At 46.5% G+C, this 14,514-nt stretch carries 13 protein-coding genes and 3 pseudogenes; 7 read left to right on the forward strand and 9 right to left on the reverse strand.

All coding sequences use genetic code 11. The features are described 5' to 3' along the window. Positions 1 to 27 precede the first annotated feature (27 nt). From J4650_RS02450 to J4650_RS02470, 5 genes are all read right to left on the reverse strand, one after another. Positions 28 to 1,053, reverse strand: coding sequence for a zinc-binding alcohol dehydrogenase family protein (locus tag J4650_RS02450; RefSeq protein ID WP_023993257.1), 1,026 nt, complete (start codon positions 1,051 to 1,053; stop codon positions 28 to 30). Next, on the reverse strand, positions 1,028 to 2,314 hold the full coding sequence (locus J4650_RS02455; RefSeq protein ID WP_000824240.1) for an MFS transporter: 1,287 nt from the start codon (positions 2,312 to 2,314) through the stop codon (positions 1,028 to 1,030). The genes J4650_RS02450 and J4650_RS02455 overlap by 26 nt, the downstream gene beginning before the upstream one ends. Before the next feature lie 176 nt (positions 2,315 to 2,490). Then, positions 2,491 to 4,047, reverse strand: coding sequence for a PhoPQ-activated pathogenicity-related family protein (locus J4650_RS02460; RefSeq protein ID WP_023994286.1), 1,557 nt, complete (start codon positions 4,045 to 4,047; stop codon positions 2,491 to 2,493). Between the two features lie 69 nt (positions 4,048 to 4,116). Continuing rightward, positions 4,117 to 5,358, reverse strand: coding sequence for an MFS transporter (locus J4650_RS02465; RefSeq protein WP_023993259.1), 1,242 nt, complete (start codon positions 5,356 to 5,358; stop codon positions 4,117 to 4,119). Then, positions 5,348 to 6,856: an FAD-dependent oxidoreductase gene (locus J4650_RS02470; RefSeq protein ID WP_023993260.1), complete on the reverse strand. Its 1,509-nt coding sequence runs from the start codon at positions 6,854 to 6,856 to the stop codon at positions 5,348 to 5,350. Before J4650_RS02470 ends, J4650_RS02465 begins: the two co-directional genes overlap by 11 nt. 44 nt (positions 6,857 to 6,900) lie before the next feature. Here J4650_RS02470 and J4650_RS02475 point away from each other — a divergent pair, with 44 nt between their 5' ends. Both J4650_RS02475 and J4650_RS02480 read left to right on the forward strand, forming a co-directional pair. Beyond that, positions 6,901 to 7,389: a MarR family winged helix-turn-helix transcriptional regulator gene (locus tag J4650_RS02475; RefSeq protein WP_001293634.1), complete on the forward strand. Its 489-nt coding sequence runs from the start codon at positions 6,901 to 6,903 to the stop codon at positions 7,387 to 7,389. 192 nt (positions 7,390 to 7,581) lie between these two features. Next, positions 7,582 to 8,661 carry an S-adenosylmethionine:tRNA ribosyltransferase-isomerase gene (locus J4650_RS02480; RefSeq protein WP_023993261.1) on the forward strand — a complete coding sequence of 360 codons (1,080 nt, stop codon included), beginning with the start codon at positions 7,582 to 7,584 and terminating at the stop codon, positions 8,659 to 8,661. Positions 8,662 to 8,708: 47 nt separating this feature from the next. Here the strand turns inward: J4650_RS02480 and J4650_RS02485 are convergent, their stop codons facing one another. From J4650_RS02485 to J4650_RS02495, 3 genes are all read right to left on the reverse strand, one after another. After that, positions 8,709 to 9,098 (reverse strand): RidA family protein, encoded by a 390-nt coding sequence (locus tag J4650_RS02485; protein ID WP_023993262.1) that lies wholly within the window; start codon positions 9,096 to 9,098, stop codon positions 8,709 to 8,711. Between the two features lie 170 nt (positions 9,099 to 9,268). Next, positions 9,269 to 9,553 carry a type II toxin-antitoxin system RelE/ParE family toxin gene (locus J4650_RS02490; RefSeq protein ID WP_000221343.1) on the reverse strand — a complete coding sequence of 95 codons (285 nt, stop codon included), beginning with the start codon at positions 9,551 to 9,553 and terminating at the stop codon, positions 9,269 to 9,271. After that, positions 9,543 to 9,791: a type II toxin-antitoxin system Phd/YefM family antitoxin gene (locus J4650_RS02495; protein WP_000885426.1), complete on the reverse strand. Its 249-nt coding sequence runs from the start codon at positions 9,789 to 9,791 to the stop codon at positions 9,543 to 9,545. The genes J4650_RS02490 and J4650_RS02495 overlap by 11 nt, the downstream gene beginning before the upstream one ends. Positions 9,792 to 10,055: 264 nt before the next feature. On the opposite strand from J4650_RS02495, the pseudogene J4650_RS22960 reads away from it, so the two are divergent. From J4650_RS22960 to J4650_RS02510, 3 genes and pseudogenes are all read left to right on the forward strand, one after another. Further along, positions 10,056 to 10,154: pseudogene (locus J4650_RS22960) on the forward strand (STM2901 family protein); the annotation flags it as partial. After that, positions 10,148 to 10,480, forward strand: coding sequence for a DUF1493 family protein (locus J4650_RS02505; protein WP_000253154.1), 333 nt, complete (start codon positions 10,148 to 10,150; stop codon positions 10,478 to 10,480). The pseudogene J4650_RS22960 and the gene J4650_RS02505, both read left to right, overlap by 7 nt. Positions 10,481 to 10,759: 279 nt before the next feature. Continuing rightward, a pseudogene (locus tag J4650_RS02510) lies at positions 10,760 to 10,954 on the forward strand (hypothetical protein); the annotation flags it as partial. On the opposite strand, the pseudogene J4650_RS02515 reads toward J4650_RS02510, so the two are convergent. After that, positions 10,953 to 11,399, reverse strand: a pseudogene (locus J4650_RS02515) (helix-turn-helix domain-containing protein); the annotation flags it as partial. The pseudogenes J4650_RS02510 and J4650_RS02515 overlap by 2 nt on opposite strands. A 905-nt stretch (positions 11,400 to 12,304) precedes the next feature. Here J4650_RS02515 and J4650_RS02520 point away from each other — a divergent pair. Then, positions 12,305 to 13,213, forward strand: coding sequence for a LysR family transcriptional regulator (locus J4650_RS02520; RefSeq protein ID WP_023994284.1), 909 nt, complete (start codon positions 12,305 to 12,307; stop codon positions 13,211 to 13,213). Between the two features lie 173 nt (positions 13,214 to 13,386). Next, positions 13,387 to 14,367: a nitronate monooxygenase gene (locus J4650_RS02525; RefSeq protein ID WP_023993266.1), complete on the forward strand. Its 981-nt coding sequence runs from the start codon at positions 13,387 to 13,389 to the stop codon at positions 14,365 to 14,367. Positions 14,368 to 14,514 lie beyond the last annotated feature (147 nt).

Genomic DNA, 14,514 nt, shown 5'->3' on the forward strand with positions numbered 1-14,514 from the left:
ATGCCATGCGGTGGAGCTTGCCGTAAATCAATGGAAAACAGCATTAATCTTTAAGTAGCGCTCCGGATAGCGATCAAGTTCTTTAACTGCATCAGGGATCTCATCAAGATTGACGACCTTACTGACAACATCTTGCGGATTAATCTCCAGCGTTGACAGCATGCGTAATGCCTCATCAAATTCACCGGCACTGGTGCGGGAGCCGCGTAAATCCAGTTCTTTGTAGGTGATCAGGTTCGTCGGCAGCGACGTTTCCTGTTTTGGCCATCCGGTAAACGAAATACGACCAGCAAACGATGCTAAATCAAGCGTATTTCGAATAGCGCTATTTGCGCCGGAGGCTTCTATCACGACCTGCGCCATGGTGCCGTGGGTGATATTTTTAATAGCGTCGATAACCTGATCGTCAGCGGCGTTCAGTACATAAGGAACGCCAAGCTTTTGCGCATAGCGTAACCTTTCTTCCACAATATCGATCAGAATAGGCGTTGCCTTGTAATGTCGAGCGCTTAATGCCGCCATAAGACCAATGGCCCCCGCGCCGATGATGGCAACATATTCCCCGGCCTTAACGTTTGCCCGATGCAGCGCGTGCAGAGCGATGGTCAGCGGTTCTGCCAGCGGCGCCATTTCAGAAGGCACATTATCTGGTATTTTATGAATTAAATGTGCGGGATGAGTAACCACCTCCTGCATTGCGCCATCGACATGCACGCCAATGACGTTTAAATTTTCACAACAATTAGTTCTGCCGACAGAGCAAGGGTAGCAGTGACCACAATAAATATAGGGGTCAACAATTACGCGGTCACCTTTTTTAATATTGTCCGGCATTCCGGCGCCTTCCTGAAGAACAATTCCGGTCACTTCATGCCCGATAATTCTTGGGTAAGTAACCAGTGGGTTCGTTCCACGAAAAGCCCCGATATCCGATCCGCAAATGCCTGCAGCATCAACCTTAATTAATACTTCATTTTCTTTCTTATGGGGATAATCCACCCAGTGGGTTTCAACTTCACCAGGCTTATTAATGAACACAGCTTTGACTTTCATTGGCTTTGAATCCTTTACTTTTTACAAACACGAAGACCAACAGGCTTGAAACGATAGCGATAGCACCAGCCAGATAGAACGCATAGTCATATTTACCGCTAAATTGAACGATAAAACCGGTGACAAGCGGACCGATAATACCGGATATATTAGCCAGGCCATGCATGGCTCCGCCGACGCTCCCTACCTTATCTTTATGAACAACATCCTGAATAACCGCCCAATAAATTGGGCCTGTTAAATAGAGCAGGAAGAGTGAAACTGACATGAGCGTAATTGCGCTACCAATAGTGCTAACGGTACCGGAAACGGCAACACATACCGCCGCGCCTGCCAGACATACGCCCAGAATAAGTCGACGTGAGAGCAGGGCATTACCGGTAATCCGATAAATTACATCAGAACAGACGCCGCCGAGCACCATACCAATGGCGCCGATGACCCAGGGAATTACCGTGGCGATACTAATTTCTTTAATATCGAGATGTAACGAATGGTTCAGATAACTTGGGAACCAGGTCAGGAAGAAAAAAAGAATATAGTTGTAGCTGAAAAAAGCCAGAGTTGTCGCCCATACCATTGGTTGTTTCATGTAATAGCCGAGTGAAGGCGTAGCCCGGCCATCATCAGATAAAATAACGTCCTCATGATTTTCAAAATCAATGCGTTCTTCCGGCGCCAGGCGTTTACTCATTGTTGGCTTATCGCTAACGATAAAGTACCACAGCAATACCCAGACCAGGCCAAATAAGAAAATAATGCCAAATGCGGGGCGCCAGCCTAAGGATAACGCCAACAGGCCCACTATCGGCCCGGACACCGCGCCGCCGAGCGGGGAACCAGCGCTAAAAATTCCGATCGCCGTGGCAGACTCCTTTCGGGAAATCCAGTTATTGATGATTTTATTTCCGGCAGCGCTGACCGGTCCTTCAGCCATACCGAAAAGAACGCGCACGATAAGCATTGTCCACAATCCGGTGACTAAACCAGTTAAGCCACAAAATACAGACCATAGTAACGCTGCGATGAGAAAAACCGTTTTTGGCCCAACTTTATCGCTGGCCCAGCCACCAATAAAATTAAACAGGGCGTATCCGATAAAAAATGCGCTGAAGATCATTCCCATCTCCGCGGCGTTAAATCCTAACTCCTTTTCGATCAAGGGGGCAGTTATCGACAATGCTGAACGATCCATATAGTTGAGCATGTAAACTATAAATAGAAGAAAAACGATAAGCCATCCCATTGTTTTTCTTTTCATGATTAATCCTCTTATTGTGGTCTAGCGGCCTGACCACAATATTTTAAGGTTATTTTCAAATCACCTCTCTTGTGGTTAGAACGTGATCAATATAACAAAAATTTATCGCAGAGGATTTTTATTCATCGCAAGCGTGATGGATGAAATTCTTTAAAATCAGACAATTACTTGAAAATTCAATCGAGACTATCGTTTTCCCCTAATCCACGCCCCGGTAACGTTTGACATGCGGCGTTAACAGAAGGTGGCGCTGTCTGTGGGTATTTTTCATCGGGCGTAATATAAACCTGACTCGTGGCGACATAGCCATCATTAAAAGTGGCTTCGATATAGGTAGCTTCCCAACCTGTCTTCGGTTCATTTAACGTAATACTGATCTTATTGTTGGCGGGAATATCTATTGTAAGCGGCTGATAGCGGATGCCACAGGCATAACGGAAATCACGCGCATTTGGATTGTTGGCTGTCCAGCGAACGACTTTTACCGGCGCTTCTGAGAAATAGACCGTAAGAAGATGGTGGTGAATAAGGCCGATCAACTGTGGTAATGTTTTTTTACTTTGAAACCTATTAATAAATGGAACGAGGCTTTCTTCAGCGAACTGGTTAATTGAGTAGTGGTTCATATTAGGCACTATACGTAATGATTTTACGCCAGGAAGTTTGCTATAATAAAAGCGAGTATTGTCTGGTACGAAAAAATCATCGCCACTTGCATTAATAATATATTTCGGTATTGCAAGGCGGGGTTGATAAATAGTGTTGAGATATCTTAGCGGATCTATTATTTGCCTTAGCTGGGTAAATGTGGGGGATTTTATTTTCTCATCTATGCCTTGCTGGTAGTAGGGGTAGAATGTAATGGGCCAATTTCCACCGTATGATTGATAAATATGCTCAAGTGAAGCATCAATATCAAGTAGATCAATGGCGAAGGGAACAATTGCTTCAACATCAGGATCGGCAATAGCTGACAACCAGGTGGTCCACCCACGCTTTGAAATACCTGTAATGATAAAGGAATTTATATTCCATTGCGTTAACTCCTTTTTTGCTAATCTCATCGCTTGCGATATGGCAGTGACCATAGGAATATTTAAAGGCATTAACTCGCGTTGCTCCGGCGCTTCCATAAATAATGCCCAGCTTCGGGAAACGCTCTCGTCCTCTTTCAGAGGTTTTTTATCATCCTGAAAGGTTAAATATTGGTTAGGTATATCACTCACTGATATTACGATGGTATTCGTATCACGGGCGATGCTTGCCAGTGTTTCCTGGGGGAAATCACCAGCTTTACTGGGGATTTGTACGCCTTTTTCATAATTAATTCCGTTGTTTACAACCACCAAAGCATGGTGCTCTTTTGCCGTTTCAGGGATATAAATATCAACGTTATGTCGCCATTGCGCAGGGGTTACCATGTCATCTGGCGACCAGTGTTGCGATAATAATTCATAGTGTCTGACTACCACCTGTGCTAATGGAGCTATATTAATCAAGGTATATTTTAGCGGTGTGCCTGAAATCTGCTCCCGGTAGTCGGGGAGAACATGAGACAAATCACACTCCGGGCTGTTTCGACAAAAGAAGATGTTGTTATGAAGTAGTGTATAAACTTTTGTAGAAATAAAAAATAGTACGATAACAACGAGATATATTTTTTTCATGCTTTCCCCGCGCGTTACAAGGGCAAATGCCAACCAGCATAATTTCCATAAATACCTCTTAAACATTCAATATAAGTACAATACTTTTGATAAATAAGGGAAGAAGGGAACAATAATTTTTGTGACGTTGTCACACTATTCTGTTTCTGGTTTCACTATTAGCACTGAACTTTTTGAAAGGTAAATCATTGCCGTCACCAGACCAATAATGGCGACAGAGATAGCTATACCGATCCAGACGCCATACAGGGCATAACCCAGGACAAATCCGCCCAATACGGGGGATATAAAATCAGCGATTGCGATTAATGCCTGCGCCGTTCCGATGACGATACCTTGTCGGGCAGGCGATACATGGACGGACAAGGCGGCAAGATAAGTGGGTTTGGCTAGCGCATCAGCGATGCTAATACAAACGATAGCAAAAATAAGCACTGGTATGGTCGTGGCGATACCCGCAGTGAGAAATCCAGTACAAAGAAGGGCGAAGATGAGGATAATTAGCTTTCGCTCCGAAAAATATTGGCTCACCCAACCTAACAGAAATAGCTGAACGAAAATATTAATAACCCCGTCCGCCATTAACAGATAGCTTAACGCTTTTGGCCCAAAGGGAAGCCCATTCCAGATGAAGGTGTCAGAAAGAAAAACAGGTAATTGTGAAGAGTACATGCCATAGGCGAAGAAATGACAAAGCATTACGATGATTAAGACGCGAAGGACTGGCATCTTTAAAATAGCGCGGGCAGAGAACGACGCTATTTTATCTGTGGTACGTGATGTTGTGGAAGGGTCTTTTAACCCCCAAATCGCGACCAGGGCAGCCCCAAGGACAAGTATAAAGGCGGCGTAGATCGGCGCACCCAGACTGATACGCGATAGCCACCCGGAAACGCCTGCCCCGACAATACCGCCTAAACCAATGCAGCCTGTGAGGATACCGATTGCCTGGCGCCGATTTCTGACGTGCGTACAATCGGCAATATAGGCTGCGGCGGCTGACAAATTCCCGGCGCTAATGCCAAAAAGCGTGCGGGCGAGCAGGATAAACAGGATACATTGCGCGTTGGCAAGTAATAGTAAACTTATCGCCGCAATAGCCAGCGTGACAATCAGTATTCGCTTGCGGCCAACGCGATCGGAAAGGTGGCCAATCAGGGGCGCCGCACAAAATTGGCTAAAAGCTTCAGTGGCGATGATGATTCCAATGATAAGCGGCGAACCGCCCATCTCGCGGATATAAAAAGGCAGTACCGACATTACAGCAGCTGTACTGGCGGCGTAAAGGCCGACAAGCAGGAAAACAGGCAAAATACGCCGCTTGTTGAGCGGGGTGATAGTTTCGCTGTCGGTGTTCTCATAGACATTAGTATTCATCTTTAATCCCTATGGCAAAACGAGAGAGATAATTTTCAATATCGTTGCTCTGTTTGCCGTGAAAGAATGCGCCGACATAGCCATCGGGTCGGATCAGCACGCATTGACCCGGCGCCAGTTGATAGGACTCCCGGAAGTGCCCCAGGGTATCGATGAGCTCGTCCTGCTCGCCAATGTGATGAATACGCAGTCCTCGCCGCGCATCAATTACCTTACCGTGGGTTTCGTAGGCCAACAGATTCCAGTCCGGACCCTGGAGTAACTGAAATAATCGTAATGATTGGCCGCCGGCGCCCAAAAGAGGAGCATCCGGAGCTCTTTCTCCCGCTTGTAACCCATGCTGACGTTCGGGCAACGTGTGGGCTAAGGGGGAGTTGGTATACTGGATGTCAAGTTGTTGAACGTCGCGTTCTCGTTTGATGCCACCTTGTTTTTGAGAGTCAAGTAATCGGGTAGAAAGGTGGAGCAGTGATTCGGCTACCGGGCGGCGTTCCTGTTCATAGCTATCGAGAAGCTCTTCTCCTGCGCCCCGCAGCAAGGCTGCCATTTTCCATCCCAGGTTATAGGCATCCTGGATGCTGGTATTTAACCCTTGCCCACCCGTCGGCGGATGCACATGAGCGGCATCACCGGCTAAAAATACCTTACCCACACGGTAATGTTCCGCTATGCGCGCATTCATCTGGTACTTCGATACCCAGGGAATCGAATGGATGCGGACATCCGTCCGCCCGATTCGTTCAGTAAGAAAAGCCGTGAGCACGTCGGCTGAGAAATTCTGCGAGTCGTCCGGGGCCAACAACGCCTGGATTTGAAAGAGCTGCGTGCCGGCGAGAGGGCAAATCGTTATCATCCGCGCCATATCGCCATCGTTAAAATGGTGCCATACATCCCGGTTCAGACCGGAAAGTGAAGCGTCAGCCACAAGCGCATGGATTCCCAACGTACGGCCGGGAAAGCTGACGCCTAATTTTTTTCTGACAAAGCTTCCGCCGCCATCCGCGCCTATCAAATAATGCGCGATGATGACCTCTTCTCCAGCCGGCCCGGCAACATACGCGGTGACCGTGCGTGGGGTTTGCGCAAAATGTCGTAACTCGCAGCCGAACTCCACCCGATGTCCCCATGCTTTTAATTGCTCCCGCATAATCGTTTCTGTCACGTTCTGTGGAACCATCAATGGCAGATGGTAGGGTTCGGCGTGGGTCGGTTTTGTATGATGCGCAATATCTGAATCTACATAGCTTCCGTCGTGACGGTAGGTTCGTAGTCGGGGATAGAGCCCGCCGGCGGCGACCACTTTATTGAGTATTCCAAGATCCTCGAAGATTTCTTGCGTTCGCGGCTGAATACCTTTACCGCGGGAGCCGATAAAAGGCGTCGTTCTTTTCTCAATCAGGCGAAATGAGACCCCGTGACGCGCCAGTTCGATGGCTAAAGTAAGCCCGGTAACGCCAGCGCCGCAGATCAGTACATCTGTAGTGGTGTATCTTGTCATCGTCTCTCCGATATGTGTATTATGCACATAAGAGGAGACATGCTATGTCAGAAAATAAAAATGTGCAAGATACACATATTTCCGAGCAAATGAAGGCGCTTCACGGTGCGTTGATTCGCGTGGTGAGCGCGCTTAACCGGCCTCGTAATGATGAGAAATTAATTGCAGAGGCGGGGATTCAACTCGATCGTGCGCTATTTTCGATCCTTATTAGTATCGAACGTTTAGGGCCGATTGGCGTTGTTGAGTTAGCCGAACGTGCCGGTCGTGATTATACGACGGTAAGCCGACAGGTCGCCAAACTGGAGAAGCTGGGGTTGATAATACGGCAGCATAATGCCATCGATCGTCGTATACGCGAGGCCGTTATCTCCCGTACAGGAAAGGCGATGACGGAGCGTATAGACGCTGCGCGAGAGCAAATGGGCAAAGTTGTTTTTAAAGACTGGCCTCAGGATGAACTTGATGTCTTTGTTCGGTTAATGCAAAAGTTTGCCGATGCAATGGATAGCGATGCTTCAATGCCGGAATAAGCAAAAGAAAAGGGCGGTCAAATCCGATCGTCCAGGCTAATATCGGTATCTGACATTGATTAAATAGCCAGCAAAGTAAATATAACAACAACATTTATTGAGTTAATTTTCACCCTTTGAAAGACCAACGTATACTGCAGAATACGGCTATATAACAATCGCCGTATCAATGGTTTTTCAAAGGGTAAATATATGCTTACCGAAAAATATGATTTTCGCATTACCGATCAGATGACTATCCCACTCAGACCTCATTGGATAGCCAATGATTCATACAGGGAAAAGTGTAAAATGCTTGTCCTCAACCGGAGTAAAGGGGAAATTCATAAGGTAGACTTTAGTAAAGTAACTGATTATATCAAAGAAGGTGATGTAATCTGTTTTAACGACAGTACTATAATAAACCATATGTTTATCTGTAAAACAAGACGGAATAGATTAATTAAAATTGTTTTAGAGGGGTTTTTACCAAATAATAGGATAATTATTTCCGGACTTTTAAAAGAAAGGCTTAACGCGAATGATGTTTTCTATTTGGTTGATAACCCTGAAATTTCCATTAAGGTAGAGCAAAAGTTTAGCGAAGAGAGCCAGTACCGAGCCGTCGTAGAAAATCATGAGGCCTTAATTTGCTATTTAGCCAGTCATGGTGAGCGTCTTGATGAGTATGTGGACTCCAGCTTGTTTTATAAATATCCAGATGCTTACCGTTCCGTTTTTTCTAAAAAGTATGGCTCTTTGGAAATACCTTCTGCCGGCATTCATTTTACCTGGGATCTTATCCAAAGAATCAAAGATAAAGGTGGGTTAATATCCTTCATCACTTTACATGTTGCATCAACAGAAATGCTGTCCAACAGAAAAATACAAACAAAATGTGTAGAGGAAGTGACTATCAACGAAGAATACTACGAGGTTCCGCAAGCAACAGCGGATATCATTAATACTGCGAAGCAAAATGGCGGACGTATTTTTGCCGTAGGAACTACCGTTACACGATGCCTGGAGTCCGCGTATTCGAGGGAGCACAATTGCCTCAAAGCAAGTTCTGGCTGGACTGCGCTTTATATACATCCAGGTTATCAACTGAAAGTGGTTGACTGCCTGCTAACGAACTTACATCAGCCAAAAACGACGCATATGGTGTTAACCGGTCAGTTTGCTGGGGTTGATCTACTCATGAAGGCCTATGCCTCAGAAGATATCCAGTCATGTCAGTTCGATATGTTTGGTGATTGCATGTTAATCATACAGGATGAAGGGCAGGGATGAATAAAATAAAACCGGTACAATGCTACCGGTTTTACCGAGAATAAGCATCAGGGGATTCGGGTAATAACCTTTATTTCGAAATCAAAGCCGGCCAGCCAGGTAACGCCAACAGCGGTCCAGTTAGGATAAGGGGGATGGGCAAATATCTCCTGTTTCACCGCCATCACGTCGTTAAGTTGTTGCTCTGGATCGGTATGGAAGGTGGTGACATCCACTATGTCATCGAATGTGCATCCTGCTGCAGTCAGTGTTGCTTTCAGGTTTTCAAAAGCAAGCCTCACTTGTTTTTGAAAATCAGGCTCCGGCGTTCCGTCTGTGTGACTGCCTACCTGGCCTGAAATAAACAGTAAATCACCAGAACGGATGGCTGCGGAATACCCGTGTTCCTCATACAGAGAATGGCGGTCGGCAGGAAAAAACGCGATACGTTGCGTCATAATGTTATCCTCAGATAGCGTAAACACTCCGGGCGGTAATAAAATGAATGTCACATACACAACGTAGGCCATAGTTTCATATACGTGGCATATGTCAAGGTGCTGTCACATAAAAGAACTGAGCCTGTTTGTCGTATCGCTTGACGGGAAAGAGAGCATTTCCTGAGTGATTAGCTTCTGTGTCGTGTCATTTTGTAGACGGCATCATTTTCACGCTTTCCAACACCAATGACAGTTACCGTGATAATTTCATCTTCGACGCTGTACACCAGTCTGTATCCTGCACCACGCAGCTTAATTTTGTACTGATCCTTTCTTCCATGTAATTGAGAAGCCGGAACCCGAGGGTTTTCAAGCCGTTCCCTTAGCTTTTTTTTAAACTGTTCCTGTATGGTATGACCCAGTTTTTTCCACTCTTTTAGTGCTGATTCGTTAAATGCCAGCTTATAAGTCATCAATGTTGACCTCAATGACGCGTTCATTCGCACGCTCATCGATAATACGACCGAGTTCTTCATCCTCAAGAATATCCATAAGATGAGCATAAAGTGCCGGAGGCACACAGTAGAAAGCCGGTTCATTACGGTTAAGAATGGCAACTGGAGCGCCCTCTCCGGCATTGAAAGTTCCCATTGGATCACGTTTCAGTTCTGTAATGCTTGCTGCAGTAGTCGTTAAAATTTGAAATGCCATAATTTACCTCCTGGTTGATGACTAAATATAGCACCTTTAATAGTACTAATAAAAGCACCCTTCCCGAAAGAGATTCAGCGCCAGCCCAATCAGGGATGCGGGCTGCTGACGGTTTTTTCAAGGCTAAGTTCAGATGTCCAGAACCTAACTTATGACCACTGAAACCGGCGTCTATAACTCGCCAACCCTTATCAAGCGTGATGTAACAACCGAAGTCAGCCTTGCAGATGGTGATATTATTTTACTTGGTGGCCTTGCTGAACAGTCGGATGGATTATTCTGGCCTCTGACGTGTCGCAGATTGCAGATCGTACAGTCAGGGATTACAACCGTATTGCCAGAGGAAGCGATAAAATATGGTAAGTGATACTCTTGAACAGCGGATTTATGAACTGGTAAGAAGCCATGATGGAATTTACCTTTTTAAGAAAAAAGAACTGACACCGTCAACAGATTTGGATTCAGATCTACAGCTGGAAGATGATGAAGTACTGGCATTGATGGATGATTTTTTTACGACATTCAATGTAGATAAAGGGAATTTCTCGATCACAACATACTATCCGCCAGAACCACCGCTAAAACATTTGCTTAATCCGTTTCGCAAAAACGATATTCCTCAGGTGCCGGATTTCACGATAGGTATGCTCATTGCGTCTGCCAGGGCTGGTTGCTGGTTGTATGACTGATTCACGCTGGGGGCTGCTTTCCGCCCTCCGTCATTATTGTCAAGGCTAAGTAGAAATGTCCGCCTGCCAGCAAAGTTCAAATGTCCTCTAACAATCTTGGGAGCAGAATCACACAGGCGACAGTAGCTTGACGCTTATGTTCTGCTAGGGAAATATGTTAGTAAGTTATATTGTTAATATGCCCTAACAAGTTATAGAGCCTTACGCTCTATAAAGATATATATTGAACGCTAAAATAATGGACTATTAGGTGACACCATGCCCACTTATAAACAAGTTGTGAACCATGTTAAGAAACATGTATTGTGGAAAGAAGAGTATTTTGAACGCTATTATCGGCTCAATCCTGAACTGGTTCAGAAGCGTTTGGATAAAATTTATCAAGCTGAAGATGATCTAATGGTGCTTATCAGTACTCAATTATTTTGTTTCTTGCAGGCTAATGGCACGCTCTATTTTGATGGTTGCTATAAATTTGTATCAGCTCGCCAGTACAAGGCCGCCTGTAACGAGGCTGATGAATTTTCGGCGCGCGTTATCTGCGAGGGATCCAGATTCCGGCTTTTATCATGAGGCGTCGGATAGTTTCCTTGCCAAGAACCAGACCGTGAACTTCCTCCAGATTTTCCAGCGCCAGCGTGGGGCCAAAATCACGGTAGTGCTCCCGGATTATACAGAGTGCCTGATCTATCAGTGAAGTTGGCAACAGACGGTTACCAACGCGGCCACGACTATGGTTGTTCATGCCAAGTGGTCCGAGTTGGCGATAACGTTTCAGCAGCCGTCTGCAATGGCGTGGCGTAATGCCGAGCATCTCAGCAGCCTGACCGGGATGTAAATTGCGGTCGATGGCATCCTGAAGGATTTTGAGGCGGTTGATTCCTTTCACGGTGAACATCCCGGCGTCATGTATAGCCATAGAAAACGCCTCATCAGGAAAATGCGAGTCGTTGTCTAGACATGCAGATCTGAGAACTATAGCCTGGACATTCCTATAATGAGCCACAAATAGACATTAGCATTGAGCCTCTACAATGTTGATGCGCATAATGTATATTATGTTAAATGTACCAGGACATTTAAAAGACATGTTAAGGCGGCTGGATTCGTGCATGTCAAAAAACTTCTGGCCCATAAGTTTGATCCCTTCCCTGCCGTGACGCTGCGCGAATTCTGTTGATTTGCACCCGCTATCCTGCACACGATTTCACGCAGCACACGCCGCGCAGGCATAAAAAAACCGGTCATTGTGTTCGGTTCGTCATTGTCAGTCCAGGATGAAATCGTCGCGCAGCGCATCAGCGATGCGCGGCTGCAGATAACACGGCATCGCCTAGGACTCAACAGCCATTTCCGACAGTTCCCGTTTTAATGACGGGCTTTTTTCCAGATGACGGGCAATTTTCCTGCGCTGCGCTGACATGGGCTAAAAAATCAATGGGAATCTCATTTCACGAGGTTTGATTGTTCACTGTCTGCCAATGTCTTGCATTCACACTCGCCACCTACACTGGCGGCGGTCAAACATAATCGGCTCGTATTTTAGCGTCGCGCCTGGCATGACCTGCACATGCGTAACCGTATCGCCTGGCCTGTTTGTTTTTGTATACGACGCCGCCGAACATCCAAAAAGGTTGCGAAGAATTGGTAGCGATTTTACAAATGACATGTCTTACCTCAACCACCCGGTAAAAGTCATATATCGATAGCAGTATGTTACTCCAGATGAAACAATCGGCTCAGAAAGGGATATGTTCCAGCAGACAGGAATGTTATAAGGAGCTTCCCCCTTCGACACAAATAATGGTTGAGGACTGAGAACAGATGCAGCTGAATATGCTGGAAGCCATGAATATTTATGTCAATGTGGTAGAGCAAGGGAGCTTTATCCGCGCGGCGGAAGTGCTTGAGCTGCACCGCCCTGCTGTTACCCGCGCCGTTCAGAATCTGGAACATGATCTGGGCGTTAAGCTCCTGCATCGCACAACACGACAGGTCAGTATGACGGATGAAGGGGAAGAGTTTTACCAGCGTTGCCTGTCGCTCTTAAGCGAGCTGGACGACGTCCGGCGATTATTTTCCAGCACGCAACCGCCGAAAGGCCGCCTGCGCCTTGACGTCCCTATTACGCTCGCCCGGGCAGTCATCATTCCGGCTCTTGGAGATTTTCAGAACCGATACCCGGATATTGAGATTGTACTTGGCACGTCCGATCGCAAGATTGATTTGATTGCCGAGCGTGTGGACTGCGTCATCCGATTTGGTGAGCTTAATGACTCCAGTTTTGTTGCCAGACGTCTGGGAACGGCAGCCATGGTGACCTGTGCTGCGCCATCTTATCTTGCGAAGCATGGCACGCCGCACTCTATCGATGAGCTGATGAAGTCCCACCGGGCTGTAAATTTTTTCAGTAATCACAGCCTGCAGATAATGGAGTGGAAATTCACGGTTGATGGCAGTATCGAGTCAATAAAAATTCCCTCCAGCATCCTGGTAGACAATTCAGAAGCGTTTCTTTCATGCGGGCTGGCGGGGTTGGGTGTTCTACACGGATTGCGTCCGTCTCTTGCACCCTTTATTGCCAGTGGAGAGCTGACAGAGATCCTCACTGATTTCCCACCCCCGCCAAAACCGGTTTCACTGCTTTACCCGGACCGTCGGTATCTGGCACCTAAAGTTCGCGTATTCATCGACTGGCTGTGCGAGGTTTTTGGTCCGGATGCACATCTCTGATAACGCTCTTTCGTGCATACCCGACCCGACTATTGTTACTTTATCAGTAATTCTGTTTTAAAGATTGGATGGTTTTTCGTAACAATAAAGAGGCTTAAGATCTTCTTCAGATTAATTAACTACCACAGTCGCCTAAAAGGCTGGCTGAAAATTTGTTCGAAGGAGATCACGTCATGAAGTACAACCGTATCTGCCAGATCCTGGGTATCGAAAAACCTGTTATACAAGGCCCACTGTCCTGGCTTACCGATGCAAGACTGGTTGCAGCCGTAAGCAACGCCGGTGGTTTGGGTGTGCTTGGCCCAAATGCGGGCTTAACAGCGGAAACTGCTGTATCAACGCCTGAAGAAACAGCAGGAAAAATGCGTGAAGAAATTCGTAAAACCAAAAAACTTACCGAAAAACCATTCGGGGTGAACCTTATTCCAACCCCTGAAAACGACATCTGGACTCCGCCTATCCTACAGGTAATAAAGGAAGAGGGAGTAAAAGCTGTTGTTTATACCGGTTACGGAGAAGGAGCTATTATCACTTCGCTGTTTAATGAACTAAAAGAGTCGGGTATTGCAATTATTTACCGCGATATTAATCCGACACCTGAAAATACACGTTTAGCGGAAAAAGCCGGCGCCAACATTATTGTTGCAACTGGTTTTGATGAAGGTGGCACATTGCCTGGCACCGCGCTTGGTACCTTTTCGATCGTACCGCTGATTGCGGACTCGGTGAAAAGTGTTCCCGTCATGGCTGCAGGCGGGATTACCGATAGCCGTACCGCCCGTGCTGCTCATGCGTTGGGAGCAGAGGGTGTCTTTGCTGGTTCGGTGTTTATTGGGACAGAAGAAAGCCGTGTGCCGCAGTCAGTAAAGGATAAAATCATTAATGCTAACGGCCTGGATTTGCTGCTTTTCCGTACCCTGCCAGATTACTACCGCTCACTTCCTGGCAAGCTGGCTGACAAGCTCGTGTCGATGGATAAAGCTGGTGCAAGCAATGAAGAACTGGCCCAGACGATGGGAGGTTTACGCGGGTTGCGTATCGGCATGCTGGAAGGTAATACAGATGAAGGATACATTGCGCTGGGCACGGGCATCGGAAATATCCGCAGCATCAAGAGCGTAGCTGAGGTCGTGAACGAGCTGACCATTTGTTAAGGGTAGTACTGACTGCAAAAATAATCGAACTTTGCGAAACGGCCTGGCGCGCAGCGGCCCTCTGACACAAGATGTGGTAGTGTTTTCAGACATTGAAACGCCATAGGCTGTATTCCTCCCCTACCCTGTGACTACCGCCTTACCACC

The sequence above is a fragment of the Salmonella sp. 32120201201600049SM genome (assembly GCF_017572835.1).
GTDB lineage: Bacteria > Pseudomonadota > Gammaproteobacteria > Enterobacterales > Enterobacteriaceae > Salmonella > Salmonella enterica.

Excerpts from the sequence above, each read along its gene's own strand:
- J4650_RS02450 (WP_023993257.1), bottom strand. The coding sequence starts at position 1,053 with ATGAAAGTCAAAGCTGTGTTCATTAATAAGCCTGGTGAAGTTGAAACC.
- J4650_RS02455 (WP_000824240.1), bottom strand. The coding sequence starts at position 2,314 with ATGAAAAGAAAAACAATGGGATGGCTTATCGTTTTTCTTCTATTTATA.
- J4650_RS02460 (WP_023994286.1), bottom strand. The coding sequence starts at position 4,047 with ATGTTTAAGAGGTATTTATGGAAATTATGCTGGTTGGCATTTGCCCTT.
- J4650_RS02465 (WP_023993259.1), bottom strand. The coding sequence starts at position 5,358 with ATGAATACTAATGTCTATGAGAACACCGACAGCGAAACTATCACCCCG.
- J4650_RS02470 (WP_023993260.1), bottom strand. The coding sequence starts at position 6,856 with ATGACAAGATACACCACTACAGATGTACTGATCTGCGGCGCTGGCGTT.
- J4650_RS02475 (WP_001293634.1), top strand. The coding sequence starts at position 6,901 with ATGTCAGAAAATAAAAATGTGCAAGATACACATATTTCCGAGCAAATG.
- J4650_RS02480 (WP_023993261.1), top strand. The coding sequence starts at position 7,582 with ATGCTTACCGAAAAATATGATTTTCGCATTACCGATCAGATGACTATC.
- J4650_RS02485 (WP_023993262.1), bottom strand. The coding sequence starts at position 9,098 with ATGACGCAACGTATCGCGTTTTTTCCTGCCGACCGCCATTCTCTGTAT.
- J4650_RS02490 (WP_000221343.1), bottom strand. The coding sequence starts at position 9,553 with ATGACTTATAAGCTGGCATTTAACGAATCAGCACTAAAAGAGTGGAAA.
- J4650_RS02495 (WP_000885426.1), bottom strand. The coding sequence starts at position 9,791 with ATGGCATTTCAAATTTTAACGACTACTGCAGCAAGCATTACAGAACTG.
- J4650_RS02505 (WP_000253154.1), top strand. The coding sequence starts at position 10,148 with ATGGTAAGTGATACTCTTGAACAGCGGATTTATGAACTGGTAAGAAGC.
- J4650_RS02520 (WP_023994284.1), top strand. The coding sequence starts at position 12,305 with ATGCAGCTGAATATGCTGGAAGCCATGAATATTTATGTCAATGTGGTA.
- J4650_RS02525 (WP_023993266.1), top strand. The coding sequence starts at position 13,387 with ATGAAGTACAACCGTATCTGCCAGATCCTGGGTATCGAAAAACCTGTT.